This is a genomic window from Metabacillus sp. KH_069 (assembly GCF_057838075.1).
In genome coordinates this window covers 3,953,375-3,972,460 of sequence record NZ_CM174460.1, presented here as the reverse complement: position 1 = coordinate 3,972,460, position 19,086 = coordinate 3,953,375, and the positions used below count along the sequence as shown (strand labels likewise).

General features: G+C 40.8%; 26 protein-coding genes and 1 other RNA gene. 18 read left to right on the top strand and 9 right to left on the bottom strand.

The features are described 5' to 3' along the window. Positions 1 to 167: 167 nt before the first annotated feature. Both AC3ISE_RS20045 and AC3ISE_RS20040 read right to left on the bottom strand, forming a co-directional pair. A complete protein-coding gene (locus tag AC3ISE_RS20045) occupies positions 168 to 1,082 on the bottom strand; it encodes a nuclease-related domain-containing protein (protein WP_489222337.1) in 915 nt (304 codons plus the stop codon). Between the two features lie 95 nt (positions 1,083 to 1,177). Then, the gene (locus tag AC3ISE_RS20040; RefSeq protein ID WP_489222336.1) at positions 1,178 to 2,107 is read right to left on the bottom strand and encodes a DMT family transporter; all 930 of its coding nucleotides are present in this window, start codon (positions 2,105 to 2,107) and stop codon (positions 1,178 to 1,180) included. Positions 2,108 to 2,289: 182 nt separating this feature from the next. On the opposite strand from AC3ISE_RS20040, the gene secG reads away from it, so the two are divergent. From secG to AC3ISE_RS20010, 6 genes are all read left to right on the top strand, one after another. Further along, positions 2,290 to 2,523 (top strand): preprotein translocase subunit SecG, encoded by a 234-nt coding sequence (secG, locus tag AC3ISE_RS20035; protein ID WP_070874455.1) that lies wholly within the window; start codon positions 2,290 to 2,292, stop codon positions 2,521 to 2,523. Positions 2,524 to 2,691: 168 nt separating this feature from the next. Further along, positions 2,692 to 3,435: an alpha/beta hydrolase gene (locus tag AC3ISE_RS20030; RefSeq protein ID WP_489222335.1), complete on the top strand. Its 744-nt coding sequence runs from the start codon at positions 2,692 to 2,694 to the stop codon at positions 3,433 to 3,435. A 20-nt stretch (positions 3,436 to 3,455) separates the two neighbouring features. Continuing rightward, positions 3,456 to 5,840: a ribonuclease R gene (gene rnr, locus AC3ISE_RS20025; RefSeq protein WP_489222334.1), complete on the top strand. Its 2,385-nt coding sequence runs from the start codon at positions 3,456 to 3,458 to the stop codon at positions 5,838 to 5,840. A gap of 115 nt (positions 5,841 to 5,955) precedes the next feature. Next, complete coding sequence (gene smpB / locus AC3ISE_RS20020; protein WP_070874458.1) at positions 5,956 to 6,426, top strand: SsrA-binding protein SmpB; 471 nt, start codon at positions 5,956 to 5,958, stop codon at positions 6,424 to 6,426. Between the two features lie 167 nt (positions 6,427 to 6,593). Beyond that, positions 6,594 to 6,957: a transfer-messenger RNA gene (ssrA, locus tag AC3ISE_RS20015) on the top strand. 146 nt (positions 6,958 to 7,103) lie between these two features. Further along, positions 7,104 to 7,451 carry a VOC family protein gene (locus AC3ISE_RS20010; protein ID WP_489222333.1) on the top strand — a complete coding sequence of 116 codons (348 nt, stop codon included), beginning with the start codon at positions 7,104 to 7,106 and terminating at the stop codon, positions 7,449 to 7,451. 44 nt (positions 7,452 to 7,495) lie between these two features. Here the strand turns inward: AC3ISE_RS20010 and AC3ISE_RS20005 are convergent, their stop codons facing one another. After that, positions 7,496 to 8,614 (bottom strand): heparan-alpha-glucosaminide N-acetyltransferase domain-containing protein, encoded by a 1,119-nt coding sequence (locus AC3ISE_RS20005; RefSeq protein WP_489222332.1) that lies wholly within the window; start codon positions 8,612 to 8,614, stop codon positions 7,496 to 7,498. Between the two features lie 121 nt (positions 8,615 to 8,735). Here AC3ISE_RS20005 and AC3ISE_RS20000 point away from each other — a divergent pair, with 121 nt between their 5' ends. From AC3ISE_RS20000 to AC3ISE_RS19945, 12 genes are all read left to right on the top strand, one after another. Further along, on the top strand, positions 8,736 to 9,470 hold the full coding sequence (locus tag AC3ISE_RS20000; protein WP_489222331.1) for a PIG-L deacetylase family protein: 735 nt from the start codon (positions 8,736 to 8,738) through the stop codon (positions 9,468 to 9,470). A 218-nt stretch (positions 9,471 to 9,688) separates the two neighbouring features. Beyond that, positions 9,689 to 10,045: a rhodanese-like domain-containing protein gene (locus tag AC3ISE_RS19995; RefSeq protein ID WP_489222330.1), complete on the top strand. Its 357-nt coding sequence runs from the start codon at positions 9,689 to 9,691 to the stop codon at positions 10,043 to 10,045. A 17-nt stretch (positions 10,046 to 10,062) separates the two neighbouring features. Further along, a complete protein-coding gene (locus AC3ISE_RS19990) occupies positions 10,063 to 10,323 on the top strand; it encodes a metal-sensitive transcriptional regulator (protein ID WP_070874466.1) in 261 nt (86 codons plus the stop codon). An 84-nt stretch (positions 10,324 to 10,407) separates the two neighbouring features. Continuing rightward, positions 10,408 to 10,635, top strand: coding sequence for a sulfurtransferase TusA family protein (locus tag AC3ISE_RS19985; protein WP_070874480.1), 228 nt, complete (start codon positions 10,408 to 10,410; stop codon positions 10,633 to 10,635). Between the two features lie 18 nt (positions 10,636 to 10,653). Then, positions 10,654 to 11,133 carry a DsrE/DsrF/DrsH-like family protein gene (locus AC3ISE_RS19980; protein WP_133312639.1) on the top strand — a complete coding sequence of 160 codons (480 nt, stop codon included), beginning with the start codon at positions 10,654 to 10,656 and terminating at the stop codon, positions 11,131 to 11,133. Between the two features lie 27 nt (positions 11,134 to 11,160). Then, positions 11,161 to 11,520, top strand: coding sequence for a rhodanese-like domain-containing protein (locus AC3ISE_RS19975; protein ID WP_489222329.1), 360 nt, complete (start codon positions 11,161 to 11,163; stop codon positions 11,518 to 11,520). Between the two features lie 13 nt (positions 11,521 to 11,533). Further along, the gene (locus AC3ISE_RS19970) at positions 11,534 to 11,821 is read left to right on the top strand and encodes a rhodanese-like domain-containing protein (RefSeq protein ID WP_489222328.1); all 288 of its coding nucleotides are present in this window, start codon (positions 11,534 to 11,536) and stop codon (positions 11,819 to 11,821) included. A gap of 48 nt (positions 11,822 to 11,869) precedes the next feature. Continuing rightward, entirely contained in the window at positions 11,870 to 12,436 is a 567-nt protein-coding gene (locus AC3ISE_RS19965) for a sulfurtransferase TusA family protein (RefSeq protein WP_489222327.1), read from the top strand. A 36-nt stretch (positions 12,437 to 12,472) separates the two neighbouring features. Then, complete coding sequence (locus AC3ISE_RS19960; protein WP_489224395.1) at positions 12,473 to 12,868, top strand: DsrE/DsrF/DrsH-like family protein; 396 nt, start codon at positions 12,473 to 12,475, stop codon at positions 12,866 to 12,868. Between the two features lie 49 nt (positions 12,869 to 12,917). Next, entirely contained in the window at positions 12,918 to 14,045 is a 1,128-nt protein-coding gene (locus tag AC3ISE_RS19955; RefSeq protein WP_489222326.1) for an MBL fold metallo-hydrolase, read from the top strand. Between the two features lie 25 nt (positions 14,046 to 14,070). Beyond that, positions 14,071 to 14,298, top strand: coding sequence for a sulfurtransferase TusA family protein (locus AC3ISE_RS19950; protein ID WP_489222325.1), 228 nt, complete (start codon positions 14,071 to 14,073; stop codon positions 14,296 to 14,298). A gap of 49 nt (positions 14,299 to 14,347) precedes the next feature. Next, positions 14,348 to 15,124 (top strand): sulfite exporter TauE/SafE family protein, encoded by a 777-nt coding sequence (locus AC3ISE_RS19945; RefSeq protein WP_309192969.1) that lies wholly within the window; start codon positions 14,348 to 14,350, stop codon positions 15,122 to 15,124. A gap of 401 nt (positions 15,125 to 15,525) precedes the next feature. On the opposite strand, the gene AC3ISE_RS19940 is transcribed toward AC3ISE_RS19945, so the two are convergent. The 6 genes from AC3ISE_RS19940 to AC3ISE_RS19915 form a co-directional block, all read right to left on the bottom strand. Then, positions 15,526 to 16,140 carry a TlpA disulfide reductase family protein gene (locus AC3ISE_RS19940; RefSeq protein ID WP_489222324.1) on the bottom strand — a complete coding sequence of 205 codons (615 nt, stop codon included), beginning with the start codon at positions 16,138 to 16,140 and terminating at the stop codon, positions 15,526 to 15,528. After that, entirely contained in the window at positions 16,137 to 16,577 is a 441-nt protein-coding gene (locus AC3ISE_RS19935; protein ID WP_489222323.1) for a hypothetical protein, read from the bottom strand. Before AC3ISE_RS19935 ends, AC3ISE_RS19940 begins: the two co-directional genes overlap by 4 nt. A gap of 161 nt (positions 16,578 to 16,738) precedes the next feature. Further along, positions 16,739 to 17,140 (bottom strand): OsmC family protein, encoded by a 402-nt coding sequence (locus AC3ISE_RS19930; protein WP_489222322.1) that lies wholly within the window; start codon positions 17,138 to 17,140, stop codon positions 16,739 to 16,741. 85 nt (positions 17,141 to 17,225) lie between these two features. After that, positions 17,226 to 17,918, bottom strand: coding sequence for a winged helix-turn-helix domain-containing protein (locus AC3ISE_RS19925; RefSeq protein WP_489222321.1), 693 nt, complete (start codon positions 17,916 to 17,918; stop codon positions 17,226 to 17,228). 14 nt (positions 17,919 to 17,932) lie between these two features. Then, positions 17,933 to 18,643: a cytochrome c biogenesis CcdA family protein gene (locus AC3ISE_RS19920; protein WP_489222320.1), complete on the bottom strand. Its 711-nt coding sequence runs from the start codon at positions 18,641 to 18,643 to the stop codon at positions 17,933 to 17,935. Positions 18,644 to 18,702: 59 nt separating this feature from the next. Continuing rightward, positions 18,703 to 19,062, bottom strand: a complete 360-nt coding sequence (locus AC3ISE_RS19915; protein ID WP_489222319.1) for a YidH family protein — start codon at positions 19,060 to 19,062, stop codon at positions 18,703 to 18,705. Between the last annotated feature and the right edge of the window lie 24 nt (positions 19,063 to 19,086).

The window sequence follows — 19,086 nt, the reverse complement described above, 5'->3', positions numbered from 1 at the left end:
GCACAAAGTGAAGAAGCGGCCCCGCCGGAAGTGTGCTATACCTGGGTTAACAGCACAAAGTGAAGTAGCGGCCTCGCCGGAAGTGCGCTAAACCGGGTTAACATCACAAAGTGAAGAAGCGGCCCCGCCAGAAGTGCGCTAAACAAGGTTTTCCAGTACAAAACTGATTATTTTACCTCTTCATAATGATTACCCCTAGCATGACCAACTTTTACAAAATTCTCTTTTAGTATTTTTTGAATGGATCTGCTATTTTTTATGTTTCCACACCAATCGTGTATTTGTTCAGAAGTTATCTTTACTTCTGGAAAAAGCAGCCTGAACTCATTCACGCTTCTTAAAACAGCAGTTTTATATCTTTCCATCTGCCTGCACCTTCCACATATCAGCTGATTCTTACTAAGCACCTCCATCCCCAGCTTCCCGCATCCGCCGCATACAATCCCCTTCTGCAGATCCTCATAATTAAACTCAGGCTGCCGTTCATACGGGGATTTTTCCACATGAAGTGACAATAGCTTCTCCGCAAGCTTCGAGTTAAAACCATTATGCATGCGGACATTTTTAAGTCTTTGAGAAAAACGATTCCATTGGGAAGGGAAAATCAGAGGGGAGCCTAAAGGAGCATGATACAAGTGAAATTCGGGGTTTACAAATACAACATAGGCTTCAACCGGCAGTGAACATTTTAAAATTTGAAGCTGCCTCCTGAGGAGAGATTCGCATCTTTTAAGCTGCAAAATGGGATTTTGAATCTCTGATTTTTTGGCGCAGGAGATCCATTCTTCTTTTTCAATGGAATGGTCTCCTGACAGGTTTTTCACTTCAAAGAGATAGATTTTTTGCGGCGCGATGTATAAGGAATCCATTTGATAGTGGCTACCGCCTGTGAGAAAGAGGAGATCATTTAAAATCAGTCCATCTCCTGCGTGCTTTATCCACCCATCGAAGATTTTTTCTCCCTCATAGCCGCTTTCAAGGTATTGGAAGAGTTTCTGGTCTGCTCCCGCTAGCTCCATTCGTGCATTTAAACTTCTGTACGTTCTCAGTTCCGCAGATTCTGTTCTTTCTTTTAAAATCAATAAACTCACCTCCTTTGCCCCATCATCATAAAACCCTCACATCCATCAGGCAAATGACGAAAATCAAATTGTGTCTGCAAAAAAAAGCACCTCCCTCACCCGGAGGAAGATGCTTCATTCTTATGATGACGGTGCCGGTATCGAAACTCCTCATACGCTCCCGAGCCCAAAATAACTCCGGATACAATAAACAAGAGCCCTATTAGATGTGACGGATAAATTGCCTCATGCAGGATCAGAGCCGATCCTGCGAGTGCAAAGAATGTACTTAAATTCATGAAAATTGACGTTTCGGCCGGACCAACCATTCCGATGGCAAAGTTATAGGTCATGTGTCCAATCGCTGTAGCAAGAATGGCGGAGGTGAAAAAGACTCCCCAGACTGCAGGCGTTCCGTGAAACAGGCTCTCAATACCTCCAGGCTCTGTGAACAGACTGATGATAAATAAAACAAGAGATCCAAAGAACAGCATATAGCCTGTCATTAAGCGCGGATCGAGCGTTCGGCACGCTTTTTTTATAATAATGAAGCTGCAGGCCTGTGTGAAAATGGAGATGAAGATGTAGATATCTCCCGTATTCATGCTGCTGATGCCTTTGCTTCCTGCTAAAATGGTGAATCCTACTCCTGTCAGGCCCAGCACAAATCCTGCAAAACGGATGATGGTCAGTCTTTGATTAAGAAAGAGAATCGATAAGATAGCTGTAAGCATTGGACCGAGGCCGAGTATTAAGCCGCCATTTGTAGAAGTAGTCATTGTAAGTCCTACAGAAAGGAAATAATGATGACACACAACGTTCAGCAGGCCGCCACCTGTAATAAACATGGTTTCCTTAAGAGTCGGTTTGCGGAGGAGTTTAAAAAAAGATAAGATAATCAGTACACAAATACTTGCTGTGAAAATTCGTACGGCTGTTACTGTAACGGGCATAAAGCTGTCAACGATGATTTTGAGTAAAGGCACGTTAAGTCCCCATATGAGCATAACACCGATCAAGATAAGATAGATGCGTGTGTTTTTCAAGGTTTTCCCTTCTTTCTGCAAAACTATCTAAGTAGCATATCATAAAGGAAGCTTTTCCCTCAAAGGAATTGTTTCGGAATGCTAAGAATAAAGATTGGACAAACATTCGAATGATAGTGACATTTGACCGTCAATATGGTAAATTGAAAATAATGCTAACCGGGTTCTAGGAGGTGTCGTCCATGCACATTTTATTAATCACATTACTTGTAATCGTAAGTATTGCTCTTATTACTGTTGTTTTACTTCAGTCAGGCAAAAGTGCTGGTTTATCAGGTGCTATCTCCGGAGGAGCTGAACAGCTTTTCGGAAAACAAAAAGCACGCGGAATGGATTTGGTGCTTCATCGTGCGACAGTCGTGTTATCAGTTCTCTTCTTTATACTGACGATTGCGGTTTCGTACGCTGGATTTTAATACATGACATTGATCGAACGGGGGTCTGATTCTTATCAGACTCCTTTTGTCATTTATCCAGAATCCCTTGCCGAATCAACATTTTTGCCCATTAATCAAACGTTTGTTTAAATAGAAACAGATGATGGAACCTTATAAATAGATGCTTACATAAAAGGAGTTTTTTATATGAAGAGAGTTTTGCCGAAACCATTTACATTTGAAGGCGGAGACCGTGCCGTGCTGCTGCTTCACGGTTTTACGGGCAACACGGCTGACGTCAGGATGCTTGGACGCTATTTAAATGAAAGAGGATATACATGCCATGCCCCGCAATACAAAGGTCATGGCGTGCCGCCTGAAGAGCTTGTGCACACTGGTCCTGAAGATTGGTGGAAGGACGTGATGGACGGCTATAATCTGCTGAAAGAGCGCGGCCATGAATCGATTGCAGTTGCCGGCTTATCCCTTGGCGGTGTGTTTTCTGTGAAATTGGGTTACACTGTACCTGTAAAGGGTATTGTTCCGATGTGCGCCCCTATGTATATCAAGAGTGAAGAAGTGATGTACAAGGGTATTTTAGAGTATGCCCGCAACTTTAAGAAATTCGAAGGAAAATCAGAGGCAGAGATCGAAGAGGAAATGAAGCAATTTGAGAAAACGCCGATGAATACACTGAGGGCTCTCCAGGAACTGATTGCAGATGTGAGGAACAATGTGGATATGGTTTATTCGCCGGCATTTGTCGCTCAAGCGAGACACGACCACATGATTAATACAGATAGTGCAAATATTATTTATAACGAAGTAGAATCTGATAACAAGCATTTAAAATGGTACGAAGAATCAGGACATGTCATCACACTGGATAAAGAGCGCGATCAGCTCCATGCAGATGTTTTTGAGTTTTTAGAAAGTCTTGATTGGCAATAATCCCAAAAGGAGGGACGCAAATGGATAATAATATGAAGATACATATTGATAAACTGCTTTCTTTTATGAAAGAAGAGGCATACAAGCCTTTAACCGTCCAGGAGCTTGAAGAAGCGTTTGGAATTGAGGATTCTTCTGAATTCAAGGAGTTTGTAAAAGCTCTGGTCATGATGGAGGAACAAGGTCTGGTTGTGCGCACAAGAAGCAACCGCTATGGTTTGCCAGAACGAATGAATTTAATCCGCGGAAGAGTCAGCGGACATGCGAAAGGATTTGCCTTTGTCATTACAGAGGATCCAAATCAGGGAGATGTGTTTATTCCGCCTAGCGAGCTCAATAACGCTATGCACGGGGATACGGTCCTGGTCAGAGTCAGCACAGAATCCAGCGGAAGCAGGCAGGAAGGCACAGTCATCCGCATCGTTGAGCGCGGTCTGAAAGAGGTTGTCGGAACCTATACGGAAAGCAAAAACTTCGGTTTTGTCATTCCTGACGATAAAAAGATTCCAAATGATATTTTCATCCCTAAAAAAGCTTCAAATGGAGCGATTGAAGGTCACAAAGTGGTCGTTCACCTGACAACATACCCAGAAGGAAGAATGAGTGCAGAAGGCGAAGTTATTGCGATTCTTGGACATAAAAACGATCCAGGCGTTGATATCTTGTCTGTCATTCATAAGCATGGGCTGCCTCAGGCTTTCCCGGTGGAGGTTCTGGAACAGGCAAATGATGTTCCTGAAACGATCAGTGAAGAGGATATCAAGGACCGCAGAGATCTTCGCAATGAAGTCATTGTCACAATTGACGGTGCGGATGCAAAAGATCTTGATGATGCGGTTACAGTGACAGAGCTTGAAAATGGTAATTACAAATTAGGTGTTCATATTGCAGATGTCAGTCATTATGTAACAGAGAACTCGCCAATTGATAATGAAGCGTTAGAGCGCGCAACGAGCGTTTATTTAGTTGACCGCGTAATTCCAATGATTCCGCACCGTTTATCGAACGGCATTTGTTCTCTTAACCCAAAAGTAGACCGTCTGACGCTTTCTTGTGAAATGGAGATCAACAGCCAAGGGGAAGTCGTAAAGCACGAAATTTTCCAAAGCGTGATCAAAACGACTGAACGCATGACGTATTCTGATGTAAAGGAAATTTTGGTCGATCAAAAACCTGAACTGCTTGAGAAATATGAAGCGCTTGTGCCGATGTTCCAGCGGATGGAGAAACTTGCGCAAATTCTCCGCAGCAAACGGATGACCCGCGGGGCAATTGACTTTGATTTTAAAGAAGCGAAAGTGCTGGTTGATAAAGAAGGAAAGCCTCAAGATGTTGTTATACGTGAAAGAACAGTCGCAGAACGCCTGATTGAAGAATTTATGCTGCTTGCCAACGAAACAGTTGCAGAGCATTTCCATTGGATGAATGTACCGTTTATTTACCGCATCCATGAGGAGCCAAATGCTGAAAAACTGCAGAGGTTCTTAGAATTTGTGACGAACTTTGGATACTCCGTAAAAGGAACAGCAAACACGATTCACCCTCGTGCCCTGCAGGATATCCTTGATGGTGTAGCGGGACAGCCTGAGGAAATGGTCATCTCAACTGTCATGCTGAGATCGATGAAGCAGGCTAAGTATGATCCGGAAAGTCTGGGGCATTTTGGCCTTTCGACTGAGTTCTATACTCATTTCACATCACCGATCCGCCGTTATCCGGATTTAATTGTCCATCGCTTAATCCGCACCTACTTAATTGAAGGCAAGGTGGATGAAGCAACGAAAACAAAATGGGCAGAAAAAATGGATATGATCGCTGATCAGTCATCGAATATGGAGCGCCGTGCAGTTGATGCAGAGCGTGAAACAGATGACCTTAAGAAAACAGAATACATGCTTGATAAGGTCGGAGAAGAATATGACGGCATTATCAGCTCAGTAACAAACTTCGGAATGTTCGTTGAGCTTCCTAACACCATCGAAGGTCTTGTTCACGTCAGCTATTTGACCGACGATTATTACCGTTATGATGAGCGCAATTACGCAATGATCGGCGAACGGACAGGAACAGTCTACCGCATTGGTGACGAGATTACAGTACGCGTAGTCAATGTAAACAAAGATGAACGCGCTGTTGATTTTGAAATCGTCGGGATGAAAGGGACAAGACGCCGTCAGCCGAATGATGCTCCTAAAGTGATTAAAGGAGACCGCGGCAAACGAAGCGGTGCTAAAGAGGGCAGAGGCAGAAGAAAATCATCAGATGACAGAAAAGCACCTGCAGAGCGAAGCGGCAGTGTTGATGATGGCTGGAGCAATCAAAACCCGAACAAAAAGAAGAAGAAGAAAAAATCGTTTCAAAATGCTCCTGCAAGCAAACGAAAAGTGAAAAAGAAAAAACGTTAAGCTTTAGTATGCTGAATAGAAAACGTGAAGGATGGGAGCCTCTCAGGCTTCCTTTTCCATTCATATTTTGATAAAATAGAGCCTATCGCTATAGAGAGAGAAAGGGGGATGCAGCATGCCAAAAGGAGCCGGAAAAGTCGTTGCTCAAAATAAAAAAGCAAACCATGACTATTCTATTGAAGAAACGTATGAAACAGGCATTGTTTTGCAGGGAACGGAAATCAAAGCGATTCGTGCTGGACGCGTGAACTTAAAGGATGCTTTTGCAAGAGTGCAGCAGGGAGAGGTTTTCCTTCATAACATGCATATCTCGCCGTACGAACAAGGCAACCGCTATAATCATGAGCCCCTGAGAACTAGAAAGCTTTTGCTTCACCGCAAAGAAATCAGCAAGCTGATCGGACTTACAAAAGAAGAGGGCTATGCGCTTGTTCCTTTGAAAGTTTACCTGAAAAACGGCTTTGCCAAGGTTTTGCTTGGACTCGGTAAGGGTAAAAAGAAATATGACAAACGTGAAGACTTAAAGAAAAAAGAAGCGAAACGCGAAGTGGAACGAGCTTTCCGCGATCGTCAGAAGGACTATTGATTGACAATAACTTACAATTGATTTCTTGTCCCTATCTGATATAATAGAACTTGTAAGACAAACAACAATTTCATATCCGCTCTGATCTTTCATGAGCGTTTCCGTTTCCCTTTAAGGGACTTCCCATAGTGAAGCTGGATTAACTTCCACGCTGAACTTATTATCATGGGGACGTTACGGATTCGACAGGGATAGTTCGAGCTTTAGTTGCGAGTCGAGGGGATCGTCCTCGTTAAAACGTCACGCCAATAATAACTGGCAAAACTAACAACAACTTCGCTTTAGCTGCTTAATAACAGACTATAGCGGTTCCTCCCTCCATCGCCCATGTGGTAGGGTAAGGGACTCACTCTAAGTGGGCTACGCCTGATGCCTCCGTCTGGGGATAAAGGAAGAGACCAATCAGACTAGCTGCTCCGACGCCCGTTGATAGGCATAAGAGTTAGCGAATCGCGAATATATCAACTACACTCGTAGACGCTTTAGTGGCGATGTTTCTGGACGTGGGTTCGACTCCCACCGTCTCCACCATACATATTTTGGTGACTAATTATTATACGATATAAATAACGGACTTGCCGATGAGGCAGGTCCGTTTTTGGCTTCTCCGAAAAGTTTGTTATCAATCTTAAAAGTGTTAATATGGAATAAAATTGGCAATTTAGGAAGGTGCGAAAATGAAAGTAATAGGCTATCGATATGTTTCAGTCTCTGAACTTAGTATGGATATGGCAGACTTTTTTGAAAATAAGCTCGGCATTCCAAACGACTGGAAAGATACAGAAGAGCACCAGGGCGGGGTTTTCAAAAGCGGTCAAAGCGCCCTTGAGTTTTGGAGGAAAAGTGAATGCATGCCAGAGTCGGTCATGCTGCAGCTCCTTGTTGATGATGCAGATGAGTTTGCTCAGTTTGCGTCATCTAAAGGGGTAAGGCTGGATGGTCCAATGATTGAGAATGGTGAAAAAATCTACTCATTGACTGCTCCTGACGGGATGCAGGTAACTTTACATTCATCAGCTGAATAAAAACCAGTAAAAAAAGCCAGAATCATCGCGATTCTGGCTTTTTCCTACACTTTTATATACCGCCCCTTCTTATGTAAAACCATCGCAACAAATGTCCAAAACAAGAGCATGATCAAAGCATAAGTAATCTGCGGGAAAGGACTGAGTGTGTATACCCATTCAAGAAGGTACGAGTTTAAGGTGCGCGCATCCGCTGTGATTGTAACATGTGTCAGCACCGCAGCAATGATAAACTTCCCAAAGTAAATTAAAAAGCTGTTTCGTCCATACGCTTCGAGGAACCAGACAAATGGTTTCAGCCCAGTATGTTTAGCATCGACTTCCCGTTTATCGAATATGAGATAGAAAACGGAAATCATGATTGATACAGTGCCAGCGGCAAGCATTGCGAATGCAGGTGTCCACATTCTTTTATTGAAGGGAAGAAAGTGATCCCATATTAGTGAGAATAGAATTAAAACTCCACCTAAAACTAATAATTCCTTCCAGGCGCCTGTTTCTTTTTTGGTCAGGATGAGTCTGCCGATTGCATATCCCATTAAAACATTTCCAAGTGCAGCAAAACTGGTGACCATTCCTTCAGGATCGAATCCTCTTTGGCCCTGCTGGTAAATATGATTTTCACCGAATATAGCTCCATCAATCGGACCCGAGAGATTACACTGCTCCTGCGGGAGTCCCCCTTCACAGGATTGTGCTGCATATAAGAGAATTCCTCCGTACAGGCTCCATAGAAAAAGAGCGGAAAGAATGAGCTGGATTGGAGATTTAATAAATCTAGTAATGAATACAGCGGAGATGCCTAAAAAAGCAAACATCTGCAAGACACCTGTAAATCGCATGTTTGATAAATCGAAGCTCCAGGAAACAATGATTGTAAAAAGCAGTCCATAGATAACTAACCGGATGGTGCGTTTTGTGATTTTTTCCCAGGATACGCCTCTTTGATAAGCAATCGCCATACTCGTTCCGAAGATTGTGATAAATGAAGGCAAAATAAGGTCAATAATTGTTACTCCGTACCAATCTGCATGACGTAAATATTCATAACCCCCATATGGGATTGTGCTTAAAAAAACAGACAGCATAACAATGAATCCTCTCGACATATCAAGAGAATACACTCTTTTTTTATTGATTTTCTTTTCTTGAAGCTGTTCCATATTAAGTTCCTTTCATCACGTCTTAATAGTAATCCTACTAGCAAAGTATACATGAGAACGGGAATCTTTGGTACAATACATTTATCAAAAAAGGAATGCTTATCTATATATGGGGGATTTTATGAAAATTGTACATTTGCTGCTGTTCATGCTTCCGCTGTCAATGATAAGCGGCTGTATGCCTTTGGGTGATGAGCCTGCTGCTGCCGTCTATTATTCACCGCATGCAGATGATGAGGCACTCAGTATGGGCGGTTCGATGCTTGCGTCTTTAGAAAAGGGAGATCAGGTTGCAGTTGTCTTATTGTCTAAAGGAAAAGCAAGCGGAGCGAGAGATCTTGTGAACAGCCGTCTTGAAAAAGAAGCTAAACCTGTCCTTTCCACAGAAGAATTTGGGGAAGCCAGAGTAAAAGAATTCAAAAAATCAGCTGAAGCCCTTGGGGTTGATCCTAAAAACATTTTCATTTATGACCTGCCGGATGGGGACATTAGGCCAGAAGCTGTTTCGAAGATTATGGAAAAAATGAACAAGAGGTTCCCTAATGCTTCACACCATGCCATGTCTTATAAGGATCCTCATCGTGATCACGCTGCCTCTGGCATGGCGCTGAAAGCTTTAGTAGAAAAAGGTACGATTACTGCAGGGTATTTCTATCTTCCTATTCAGGAACACCAGACGATCGACTTTAAAGATGCTTTTGCTGTTCCGAACGATCTTGCAGAAAACTATAGAGAAAGCCTGGACAGCTATAAGATCTGGGATCCGGAAAATGGACTTTATGCAATCGGATATACGTCTGTAGATTCCTATTTCCATTCTGCCGAAGAGATTTTGGAGAGCAAATGGCATCAATAATTCATTCGGTACTCATCTTCGTGATGAGTTTTTTTTCATTTGTATGAAGTCCTCTTCTCTTCCTAATAAGCGTTATCTAAGCAGCAAAAAGTTCATTTTTACAGGAATTTATTTCTAGAGGTAAAAATAAATCTATACCGTTGACAAAATACCCTAATGGGTATAATATAAGTGTTGTTCACATCAATTCCTTCTTCAAGGAAAATTGGAGGGTATAGATGATTTATTTTATTACAAGTATAATAGTACTTACATTTATTTTTATATATAATCGGTATTTTCCGGTACGGGGAATCCGCTGCAGCAAGATGCCTGAGCAGGAATTAAGCAAAATAGATGTTGTAGACTTAAGAGACTACAATGAGTCATATAAAGATCCGATTCCTGGTGCGATGAATATTCCGATTGCTTATTTAAACAGATACTACATGGAGATCCAGCATAAGAAGATCCATGTGATTGCGTCGGATAAAATGCAAAGAAATTTTGGCATCCGCGTTCTGAAGCAAAAAGGATTTCAGGTCACTGGATGTACGATTGCAAATACACAGTGTGCTGAGATGAAATCAGCATAAGGGAAAGGAGAGTCAATATGGAGTATAACGATCAAATGAAAAACCGGGTGAAACGGATTGAAGGCCAGTTAAGAGGCATTTTACGTATGATGGAAGAAGAAAAAGACTGTAAAGATGTGATTACACAGCTTTCTGCCACTAGAACAGCCATTGACCGTACAATTGGAGTTGTCGTCAGCTCAAACTTGGTTGAATGCGTCCGTGCTGCAAATGAGGAAGGCGAAAACACTGAAGAACTTGTGAAAGAAGCGGTGAATCTGCTTGTGCGAAGCAGATAAAATAAAAGGGTTGACACCCTCTTTATTTTTAACTAGTATTATACCCATAGGGGTAAAGGTAATTACGAAAGGGAGGAAGAAGAAATGAATATTGATAAGGTTTTAGATGCAAAAGGATTAGCATGTCCGATGCCGATCGTCAAAACAAAAAAAGCGATGAATGATCTTGAAACAGGCCAGATCTTAGAAGTTCTTACAACAGATAAAGGCGCAAAAAATGATTTAACGGCATGGGCTGCTTCTACAGGCAATGAAATGGTTGATATGAAAGAAGAAGACAATGTTTTTGTTTTTTATATAAAAAAAGGATAACCAAGGAGGAAAAACAACATGACTGAAACTAAAAAAACAACAATCGTTCTATTCAGCGGTGATTATGATAAAGCAATGGCAGCTTATATTATTGCAAATGGTGCAGCTGCTTACGACCATGAAGTAACAATCTTTCACACATTCTGGGGCTTGAATGCTCTTCGAAAAGATGAACCTATTACAGTTAAAAAAGGCTTCATGGAGAAAATGTTCGGCAAAATGATGCCAAGAGGCGCAGATAAAATGGGGCTTTCAAAAATGAATTTTGCGGGAATGGGTCCAAAGATGATTAAAGATGTCATGAAAAAACACAATGCCATTCCGCTTCCGCAGCTTATTGAAATGGCGCAGGAACAGGACATTAAGCTTGTTGCTTGTACAATGACTATGGATCTGCTTGGACTTCAGGAAAAAGAGCTTTTGGACAATATTGAATATGCAGGTGTTGCTGCTTATTTAGCAGATGCAGAAGACGGCAATGTCAATCTGTTTATCTAAGATTAATCCAGAAAGGCGTGAACATGCTTGGAGATCGTTAATTATATTCTGATTGGCCTGCTGCTTCTTTTCATCATCAAACGTTTCATTCCTGCTAAAGGAATCAAAACAATATCAGCTGAGCAGATGAAATCAGAATTGAAAAATAGAAACAAACAGCTTATTGATGTGCGTACACCAGGGGAGTTTAAAGGGAATCATCTAAAAGGATTCACAAATATTCCTATCCACCAATTAACACAAAAAGCAAACCAGCTTTCGAAGGATAAAGAGGTTATCGTCATCTGCCAAAGCGGAATGAGAAGCCAAAAAGCAAGCAAAACACTGAAAAAGTTAGGATTTAAAGAGGTAACTAACGTAAAAGGCGGAATGAACGCCTGGAATTAAGGAGGAAATGAACATGAAACAATTGACTGCAAAAGAAGTTGAAAATACTTTAGATTCTTTAAATGTCATTGATGTGCGTGAAGCGGATGAAGTAGCGTCAGGGAAAATTCCTGGAGCAGTAAACATTCCATTAGGCCTTTTAGAATTCCGTATGCATGAGCTTGATAAATCAAAGGAATACACAATGGTTTGCCGTTCTGGAGGAAGAAGCGGACGTGCCGCACAATTCCTTGAAGGCCAAGGTTTTAAGGTCATTAATATGACAGGCGGTATGCTTGATTGGGATGGAAAAACGGAATAAATTTTTTTACTTAAATATACCCCAGCAGGTAAATAGGAGGAATTATTCATGAACTCATTAAAAACAGATATCACTTTAGATGCAAAAGGACTTGCATGTCCAATGCCAATCGTAAAAACGAAAAAAGCAATGAAGGAATTAGACGCGGGCCAGGTTCTAGAGGTTCTAGCAACAGATAAAGGATCAAAGGCTGACTTGAAGGCATGGGCAGGAAGTTCAGGCCACCAGTATTTAGGCACGATTGAAGATGGAGACGTTTTAAAGCATTATTTAAGAAAATCATCAAGCGAAGAAACAGCTGAAAGAAAGTATCCAAATGTAAGCAGCAATGAAGAACTTGAACAAAAGCTTGAATCTGGGAACATTGTCGTGCTTGACGTGCGTGAAGCAGCAGAATATGCATTTAATCACATTCCAAATGCAGTCTCTATTCCGCTTGGAGAACTTGAAGACCGTTTGGGCGATTTAAATAAAGAAGATGAAATCTACGTAGTATGCCGTACAGGAAGCAGAAGTGATTTTGCTGCTCAAAAGCTTGCTGACAATGGATTCACGAACGTAGTAAACGTTGTGCCGGGCATGAGTGAATGGTCTGGAAAAACGGAAAATATCTAAAAATAATCGATAAATTCTACATTTGGAGGAATTATGATGGCTAAAAAAACGGCAATTATCGCAAGCAACGGCGGATTATTTGACGCTTATAAAGTATTTAATATTGCAACAGCAGCAGCTGCTACAGATCAGGAAGTAGCGATATTCTTCACATTCGAAGGGTTAAATTTGATTCATAAGGAAGCATATCAGCAGCTTCCAATGCCTGAAGGCAAGGAGCATTTTGCAGAGGGATTTGCAAAAGCTAATGTGCCTGCTATTCCTGAGCTTGTTTCAATGGCGAAGGAAATGGGTGTAACATTTATCGGCTGCCAAATGACAATGGATGTTATGGGCCTTGAAAAAAAAGATTTTGTAGATGGCATTGAAGTGGGCGGAGCGGTAACCTTTTTGGAATTTGCTAAAGATGCAGAAGTCACATTAACATTTTAAAAAGCTAAATTTTTTTAATAAAAAATATACCTCAGGGGGTAAAATAAAAATGACTTTACAAGCTATGACTGCAAAAGAAGTAACAAAAAAAGTGTTTAACAAAGAACCATTATTTATTTTGGATGTGCGCAACGAAAGTGATTTTCAGGATTGGAAAATCGAAGGTGAAAATTTCAGCTATCTGAATGTCCCTTATTTTGATTTGCTTGATGGCGTAGAAGAAATTATGGGCAGCATTCCTGCAGATCAAGAAGTGTTAGTTGTGTGTGCTAAAGAAGGGTCATCCATTATGGTAGGCGAGATGCTTGCAGAGGAAGGGCTGTCTGTATCTTATCTAAAAGGCGGAATGAAAGCCTGGAGTGAGCATTTAGAGCCTGTAAAAGTTGGAGATTTAAAGGATGGCGGCGAAATTTATCAATTCGTGCGCATCGGAAAAGGCTGTCTTTCTTATATGATTATCTCAAATAATGAAGCAGCAATTATTGATTCTACGCGTATGACAGATATTTACCTTGAGTTTGCAAAGGAAAATGGTGCGGAAATTAAGCATGTATTTGACACGCATCTTCATGCCGATCATATTTCGGGCGGCAGAATCATCTCTGAAAAAACGAATGCAGCATACTGGCTGCCTCCTAAAGATGCAGGAGAAGTTACATTTGAATACAAGCCATTAGAAGGCGGAACAGATGTCACAATCGGCCGTACAACAATTAACATTCATGCTTTGTATTCTCCTGGCCACACGATCGGATCGACATCATTTGTAATTGATGAGAAGTTCCTGCTTTCAGGAGATATCCTATTCATTGATTCAATTGGAAGACCTGATCTTGCCGGTATGGCAGAAGACTGGGTGGGTGATTTGAGAGAAAGTCTTTATACACGTTATAAAGAGTTATCTGAAGAGTTAATCGTCCTTCCGGCACACTTTATGATCATTGATGAACTGAATGATGATGGAAGTGTTTCTGAAAAATTGGGTGTCCTGTTTGCAAAGAACCACGGTTTAAACATTGAAGACGAAAACGAATTCAGAAAGCTTGTTACTGAGAATTTACCGCCTCAGCCAAATGCATATCAGGAGATCCGTGAAACTAACATGGGAAAAATCAATCCTGATGAGGAAAAACAGCGTGAAATGGAAATTGGTCCAAATCGCTGTGCAGTACGATAATTAAACAAATAGGAGGAAATTAGACATGGAATCAGCAAAAGTATTAGATGCAAAAGGACTTCCTTGTCCGATGCCGATCGTGAAAACAAAGAAAGCAATGACTGACCTTGAAAGCGGCCAGGTGCTTGAAATTCATGCAACAGATAAAGGGGCTAAAAATGACCTCGCTGCATGGGCAAAATCTGGAGGACATGAGCTTGTAAAACACGAAGAAGAAAACAATGTATTCAAGTTCTGGATTCAAAAAGGATAAAAAGAAGGGAACCATGTAAGGTTCCCTTCTCTTATAAGGAGGTATAACCATGGATTTTGCATTTATCATAACCATTTTCTTAATCGGTTTTATCGGTTCTTACATTTCCGGTATGCTCGGGATTGGCGGTTCCATCATCAAATATCCGATGCTTCTTTATATACCCCCGTTGTTTGGTTTAGCAGCTTTCAGCGCACATGAGGTATCAGGCATCAGTGCGGTTCAAGTTTTCTTCGCCACTATAGGCGGGGTATGGGCCTACAGAAAAGGCGGATACTTAAATAAAACGCTGATCATTTATATGGGTGCAAGCATTCTGATCGGAAGCTTTATCGGAGGATTCGGTTCGAAGACGATGTCTGAGGAGGGAATCAACCTCATCTATGGTATCCTCGCACTAATTGCGGCTATTATGATGTTTATACCTAAAAAGGGGATTGATGATATTCCTCTTGATCAGGTTACCTTTAATAAATGGCTTGCAGCTGTCCTTGCATTAATCGTAGGTGTCGGGTCTGGAATTGTAGGTGCAGCCGGAGCATTCTTATTGGTGCCAATCATGCTTGTAGTACTGAAGATTCCTACACGCATGACGATTGCGTCGTCTCTCGCCATCACATTTATATCATCGATTGGCGCGACAGTCGGAAAGATCACTACAGGACAGGTTGACTACTACCCTGCACTCATCATGGTTGTGGCAAGTTTAATTGCTTCTCCTCTTGGAGCGATTGCAGGGAAAAAAGTAAATACGAAAGTGCTTCAAATCATCCTCGCTGTCCTGATTTTTGCTACTGCAGTGAAGATTTGGATGGACATTTTATAAGATGCAAAAAGAGTCTGGGACGTAACGATCATCTCCTGAATGAAAGCCGAACATTGAATAGTGCGAAAACCATTAAAAGAAAGAGCTATTTTAGCATAAATTGTTGTTTTTCATGATAAATAATGTCCGTTCCTTTCCGCTCCAGGAACTTGCTTTCCGCGGGGAGCATGGGAGCCTCCTCGGCGTTGCCTGTGGGGTCTCCCACTTTGCTCTATTTCCCGCAGGAGTCAAGTTCCTTCCGCTGCAATCCACTTAAGGTTTCTATCATTTAGCCTGCAGCAACAATATTTATGAAAAGAACCAAAGAAAAAAATCCGAACTAAAACGAAATTCAAGTTGGAATTTCACATAATAGTTCGGATTTTTCTTTGGCTGAAAACCTTTTGTCCCAGCCTCTTTTCTTATTTTTTGATAAGGGAAGATACCATGTCATTCATCATATCCTTACTCATTGGGCCAGTTATCTTATGAATGATAACTCCTTTTTGATCTACGATGTAGCTTGTTGGAATCGCATGGGCCTGATATTCCGTCCCTGTCTTTCCGTCTTGGTCAAGCAAGATAGGAAACGTAAGCCCGTAATCGTTGACAAATGATTGAATTTCATCCATGCCCCGGTCCATATTTGTAAGATTGACGGCCAATATTGTAAATTGCTTCTCTTTGTTTTCTTTGTAGAATTCTTCCATGTGCGGCATCTCTGCTTTGCATGGAGGACACCAGCTTGCCCAAAAATTTATCAACACAACCTGTCCCCGGTAATCAGAAGGCTTCACCGTTTCACCACTTAGAGTTTCTAACTTGAAATCAGGGGCGGTTTTCCCTTCCTCGAGACCAATACTATTTTTCACACGTTCACTATTAGATTCTGTGTCGGCCGCAACCGAAGCACCGTCCTGATAATCAGCCGGGTTTAAATCGCTTTTTTCATCGTTTCCAAATTCTTTGCTAATATTAACAACTAAAATGGCAGTTAATAAAAGCACCGTTATGATAGGAAACCAGGCTTTTTTCATGCTTTTTCCTCCTTGCTTGATACCATTAACAGGGTAATTGTCATCCAGATATGAGTGAAGGTATTCAGAGAAATCATTTCATCCTTTAATGAGTAAATAAGTATGTTCCATAAGGCGAAAAGAATAAAAGCTTTATATACGGTTTGTTTTGACAATGATTTGATGTTTTTAATCGCATAGACGAGCCAAGTGAGATTGATTGAAATTTGAGCAAAATCAATCATGGCATCAGGATTGAAACCAAAAAGAATGAGCTCAAAAAAAGTCATTAATGCAAGGTAAAGAATCAGTAAAAACTGTGCTTGGGGCATCATGTTTTTCTTTACACACAGATAGACAGAAATGCCGAGTGCTCCGATCATATACCCAAGCGCTCCGCCGTTAAAATAAAGAAGGGAATACATAGATTTGTTGTTCATATCCCATTCAACAAGCAAGAAGCTGACCTTCCAGATGAAAATCAAAAGAAACAGAGCAGTAAACATCCAGTCGAGACTTGTTTTAAAATAAATTTTAAAAAGGAAACTGGCCAGAAAAACGGATCCTAATAAAGCGATCCATTCTATTGGGAGGGTGAGAGCTCCTATTTGAATATAATTCATGTGTCTTTATCAGGGCTGATTTTTATCAGAAAGCAAATATCCACGCTTTCCGAAATGGTTTGCAGCATCCCGCAATTCTTTATGACTAGCTCTGATAGACGGTCTGTTTGTTCTGAAGATAGAAGGGCATCAGATTGAACAACAGCTGAAATGAAAAGTTTGGAAATTCTGTTTGCAGCTTTTTCATCGCGCTCAACTTCAGCAGACAGATGGAGGTCGCTAAAGGGGATTCTTTTCTTTTTAAGAATGTTTACCAGAATGGTTCCGCTGCAGCCTATCATTGATGAAATAAAAAGCTCCAGCGGTTTAAATCCGGCCGTTTCATCTGTTGAGATGCTTAACTTCCCATATTTAAGTGAACTGTTAAATACCTTCTCCTCATACAGTGAAAATTTCACGATATCACTCCCTTACCATTATCATGAAGCTCTTATGTTAAGAGCTGATTAATTTTTTATTGAAAAATAGCTCATTCATTAAACCTTAAAAAGGATCAAATTTATACCCTGCACCTCGTATCGTCTTAATGAATTCCTTTGCTGAAACGCAGAACAATTTTTCCCTGAGATTGCGAATATGTACGTCGATGGTTCTTTCAGTAACTGACTTCTCATTGTGCTGATAGATGAAACCAAGCAGCTGTTCACGTGATAAGATTTGCCCGGGATGCTTCATGAGAGTCAGCAGCAGGTTAAATTCAAACACGGTAAGATCGAGTTCAATCCCTTGATATTTTGCTATTTTCTTCAGAGGCTTTATAGTTAAACCCCGGTAACTGATTTTGTTGCAGCGGTTAGAGGTTCTTCTCAGGACGGTGGCAACTCTGGCTGTCAGCTCATTTGGACTGAACGGTTTTGTCACGTAATCATCTGCTCCTATTAATAAACCATTTATCCTGTCTTTTTCTGAGGATTTAGAGGTCAGGATAATTAGCGGAACATCGCTTTTGAGATCCTCCCTGAGCCATTTGCATACTTCTTCGCCATTGGAGTCTGGAAGGATCAGCTCCATGATGATAAAACAAGGATCAAGTTCTACAATCATTTTTTTGCCTTCACACCCGCCAGCAGCTTCCAGAATTTCATATCCTGCATTTTTTAAATGAACTGCAACCAATGATCGAATTTCCTTATTTTCCTCTATAAGCAATATCGTTTTCCCATTTAAACGGTTCATTTACATCACTTTCCTTAAAAAGAAAATAAGCTATAGGCAGACAGCCATCCACTGATTACTTGCATTTTGCCGGTAAATACTAAAAAACCAAGCATAAGCATAATTACACCATTCACAATCGACAACTTCCTTAACTGTTTATTTATCACTTTCATCACTTTCAAAGAATGAGAAATAACCAATGAAATCATCAAGAATGGTACAGCAAGGCCAAGAGAATAAACAGATAAAAGCATAATCCCGTGATTTAGGGTGTCAGATGATCCTGCAAGCAGCAAAATGGAGGATAAGGCAAGACCTACACAAGGTGACCATCCGCTGGCAAATGCCATGCCAAGTAAAATCGAACCAAACATTTTTTTGCCTTCATGCGGTGTACTTATCTTCTTTTCCATCATGAGGAATTTGAATTGCAGCAATCCAAGCATCTGCAGACCAAATATGACAATTAAGATCCCGGCTAATTGTTCAAATAATGGCCTGTACTCAGAAAAAAATTGTCCTAAATAGCTCGCAGAAGCTCCCATGATGATAAAAATCAGACTGAAACCTGCGATAAAGCCTAACGATTTCAAAAGAAGCAGTTTCTTGTTGACCTTGAGTTTTTTCTGATGAATCGTTCCTCCCGTTAAATGCGTAATATAAGCAGGCAATAGAGGAAAAACACATGGCGAAAAAAACGAGAGAATTCCTGCTGCGAATGCAAATCCAATACTGATATCCATAGTATGAACCCTCCTTTTTCCACCATTATTTCAGCTGAATGTTAATAAATGATTAAGAATTAGATGATGATAAAGAAGTAAAAGGTAAATCCAAGAATCAGCACTAGAATAATAATTGATAAAAATATCACAATATGCTTAGAGGGCTGAAACGTTTGAGCATCAATCTGTTTGGTTTTCTTAATATAATCATAAGTAGAAAAAACGACAATGCTAATACCGGAGATGATAGAGACAATGCCGGTAATTGTTGTGATCATGTCTGCAAGTGCTGACAGCTTTGACAAAAAAGTGAAGTGTATGTTTGTCATCAAAAAACCAATTCCAATTATTGCAATGGACGTTCTGATCCATGCAAGATAGGTTCTTTCATTCGCAAGATGCTGCTGTATGTAATTTGAACTTATGGTTTTATTCATTTTACTCACCTCATCATTTAAGCT

Excerpts from the sequence above, each read along its gene's own strand:
- AC3ISE_RS19995 (WP_489222330.1), top strand. The coding sequence starts at position 9,689 with ATGATTTATTTTATTACAAGTATAATAGTACTTACATTTATTTTTATA.
- secG (WP_070874455.1), top strand. The coding sequence starts at position 2,290 with ATGCACATTTTATTAATCACATTACTTGTAATCGTAAGTATTGCTCTT.
- AC3ISE_RS19985 (WP_070874480.1), top strand. The coding sequence starts at position 10,408 with ATGAATATTGATAAGGTTTTAGATGCAAAAGGATTAGCATGTCCGATG.
- AC3ISE_RS19915 (WP_489222319.1), bottom strand. The coding sequence starts at position 19,062 with ATGAATAAAACCATAAGTTCAAATTACATACAGCAGCATCTTGCGAAT.
- AC3ISE_RS19990 (WP_070874466.1), top strand. The coding sequence starts at position 10,063 with ATGGAGTATAACGATCAAATGAAAAACCGGGTGAAACGGATTGAAGGC.
- AC3ISE_RS19965 (WP_489222327.1), top strand. The coding sequence starts at position 11,870 with ATGAACTCATTAAAAACAGATATCACTTTAGATGCAAAAGGACTTGCA.
- AC3ISE_RS20005 (WP_489222332.1), bottom strand. The coding sequence starts at position 8,614 with ATGGAACAGCTTCAAGAAAAGAAAATCAATAAAAAAAGAGTGTATTCT.
- AC3ISE_RS19970 (WP_489222328.1), top strand. The coding sequence starts at position 11,534 with ATGAAACAATTGACTGCAAAAGAAGTTGAAAATACTTTAGATTCTTTA.
- AC3ISE_RS19960 (WP_489224395.1), top strand. The coding sequence starts at position 12,473 with ATGGCTAAAAAAACGGCAATTATCGCAAGCAACGGCGGATTATTTGAC.
- AC3ISE_RS20030 (WP_489222335.1), top strand. The coding sequence starts at position 2,692 with ATGAAGAGAGTTTTGCCGAAACCATTTACATTTGAAGGCGGAGACCGT.
- AC3ISE_RS19980 (WP_133312639.1), top strand. The coding sequence starts at position 10,654 with ATGACTGAAACTAAAAAAACAACAATCGTTCTATTCAGCGGTGATTAT.
- AC3ISE_RS19940 (WP_489222324.1), bottom strand. The coding sequence starts at position 16,140 with ATGAAAAAAGCCTGGTTTCCTATCATAACGGTGCTTTTATTAACTGCC.
- smpB (WP_070874458.1), top strand. The coding sequence starts at position 5,956 with ATGCCAAAAGGAGCCGGAAAAGTCGTTGCTCAAAATAAAAAAGCAAAC.
- AC3ISE_RS20010 (WP_489222333.1), top strand. The coding sequence starts at position 7,104 with ATGAAAGTAATAGGCTATCGATATGTTTCAGTCTCTGAACTTAGTATG.
- rnr (WP_489222334.1), top strand. The coding sequence starts at position 3,456 with ATGGATAATAATATGAAGATACATATTGATAAACTGCTTTCTTTTATG.
- AC3ISE_RS19945 (WP_309192969.1), top strand. The coding sequence starts at position 14,348 with ATGGATTTTGCATTTATCATAACCATTTTCTTAATCGGTTTTATCGGT.
- AC3ISE_RS19955 (WP_489222326.1), top strand. The coding sequence starts at position 12,918 with ATGACTTTACAAGCTATGACTGCAAAAGAAGTAACAAAAAAAGTGTTT.
- AC3ISE_RS19925 (WP_489222321.1), bottom strand. The coding sequence starts at position 17,918 with ATGAACCGTTTAAATGGGAAAACGATATTGCTTATAGAGGAAAATAAG.
- AC3ISE_RS20000 (WP_489222331.1), top strand. The coding sequence starts at position 8,736 with ATGAAAATTGTACATTTGCTGCTGTTCATGCTTCCGCTGTCAATGATA.
- AC3ISE_RS19950 (WP_489222325.1), top strand. The coding sequence starts at position 14,071 with ATGGAATCAGCAAAAGTATTAGATGCAAAAGGACTTCCTTGTCCGATG.
- AC3ISE_RS19920 (WP_489222320.1), bottom strand. The coding sequence starts at position 18,643 with ATGGATATCAGTATTGGATTTGCATTCGCAGCAGGAATTCTCTCGTTT.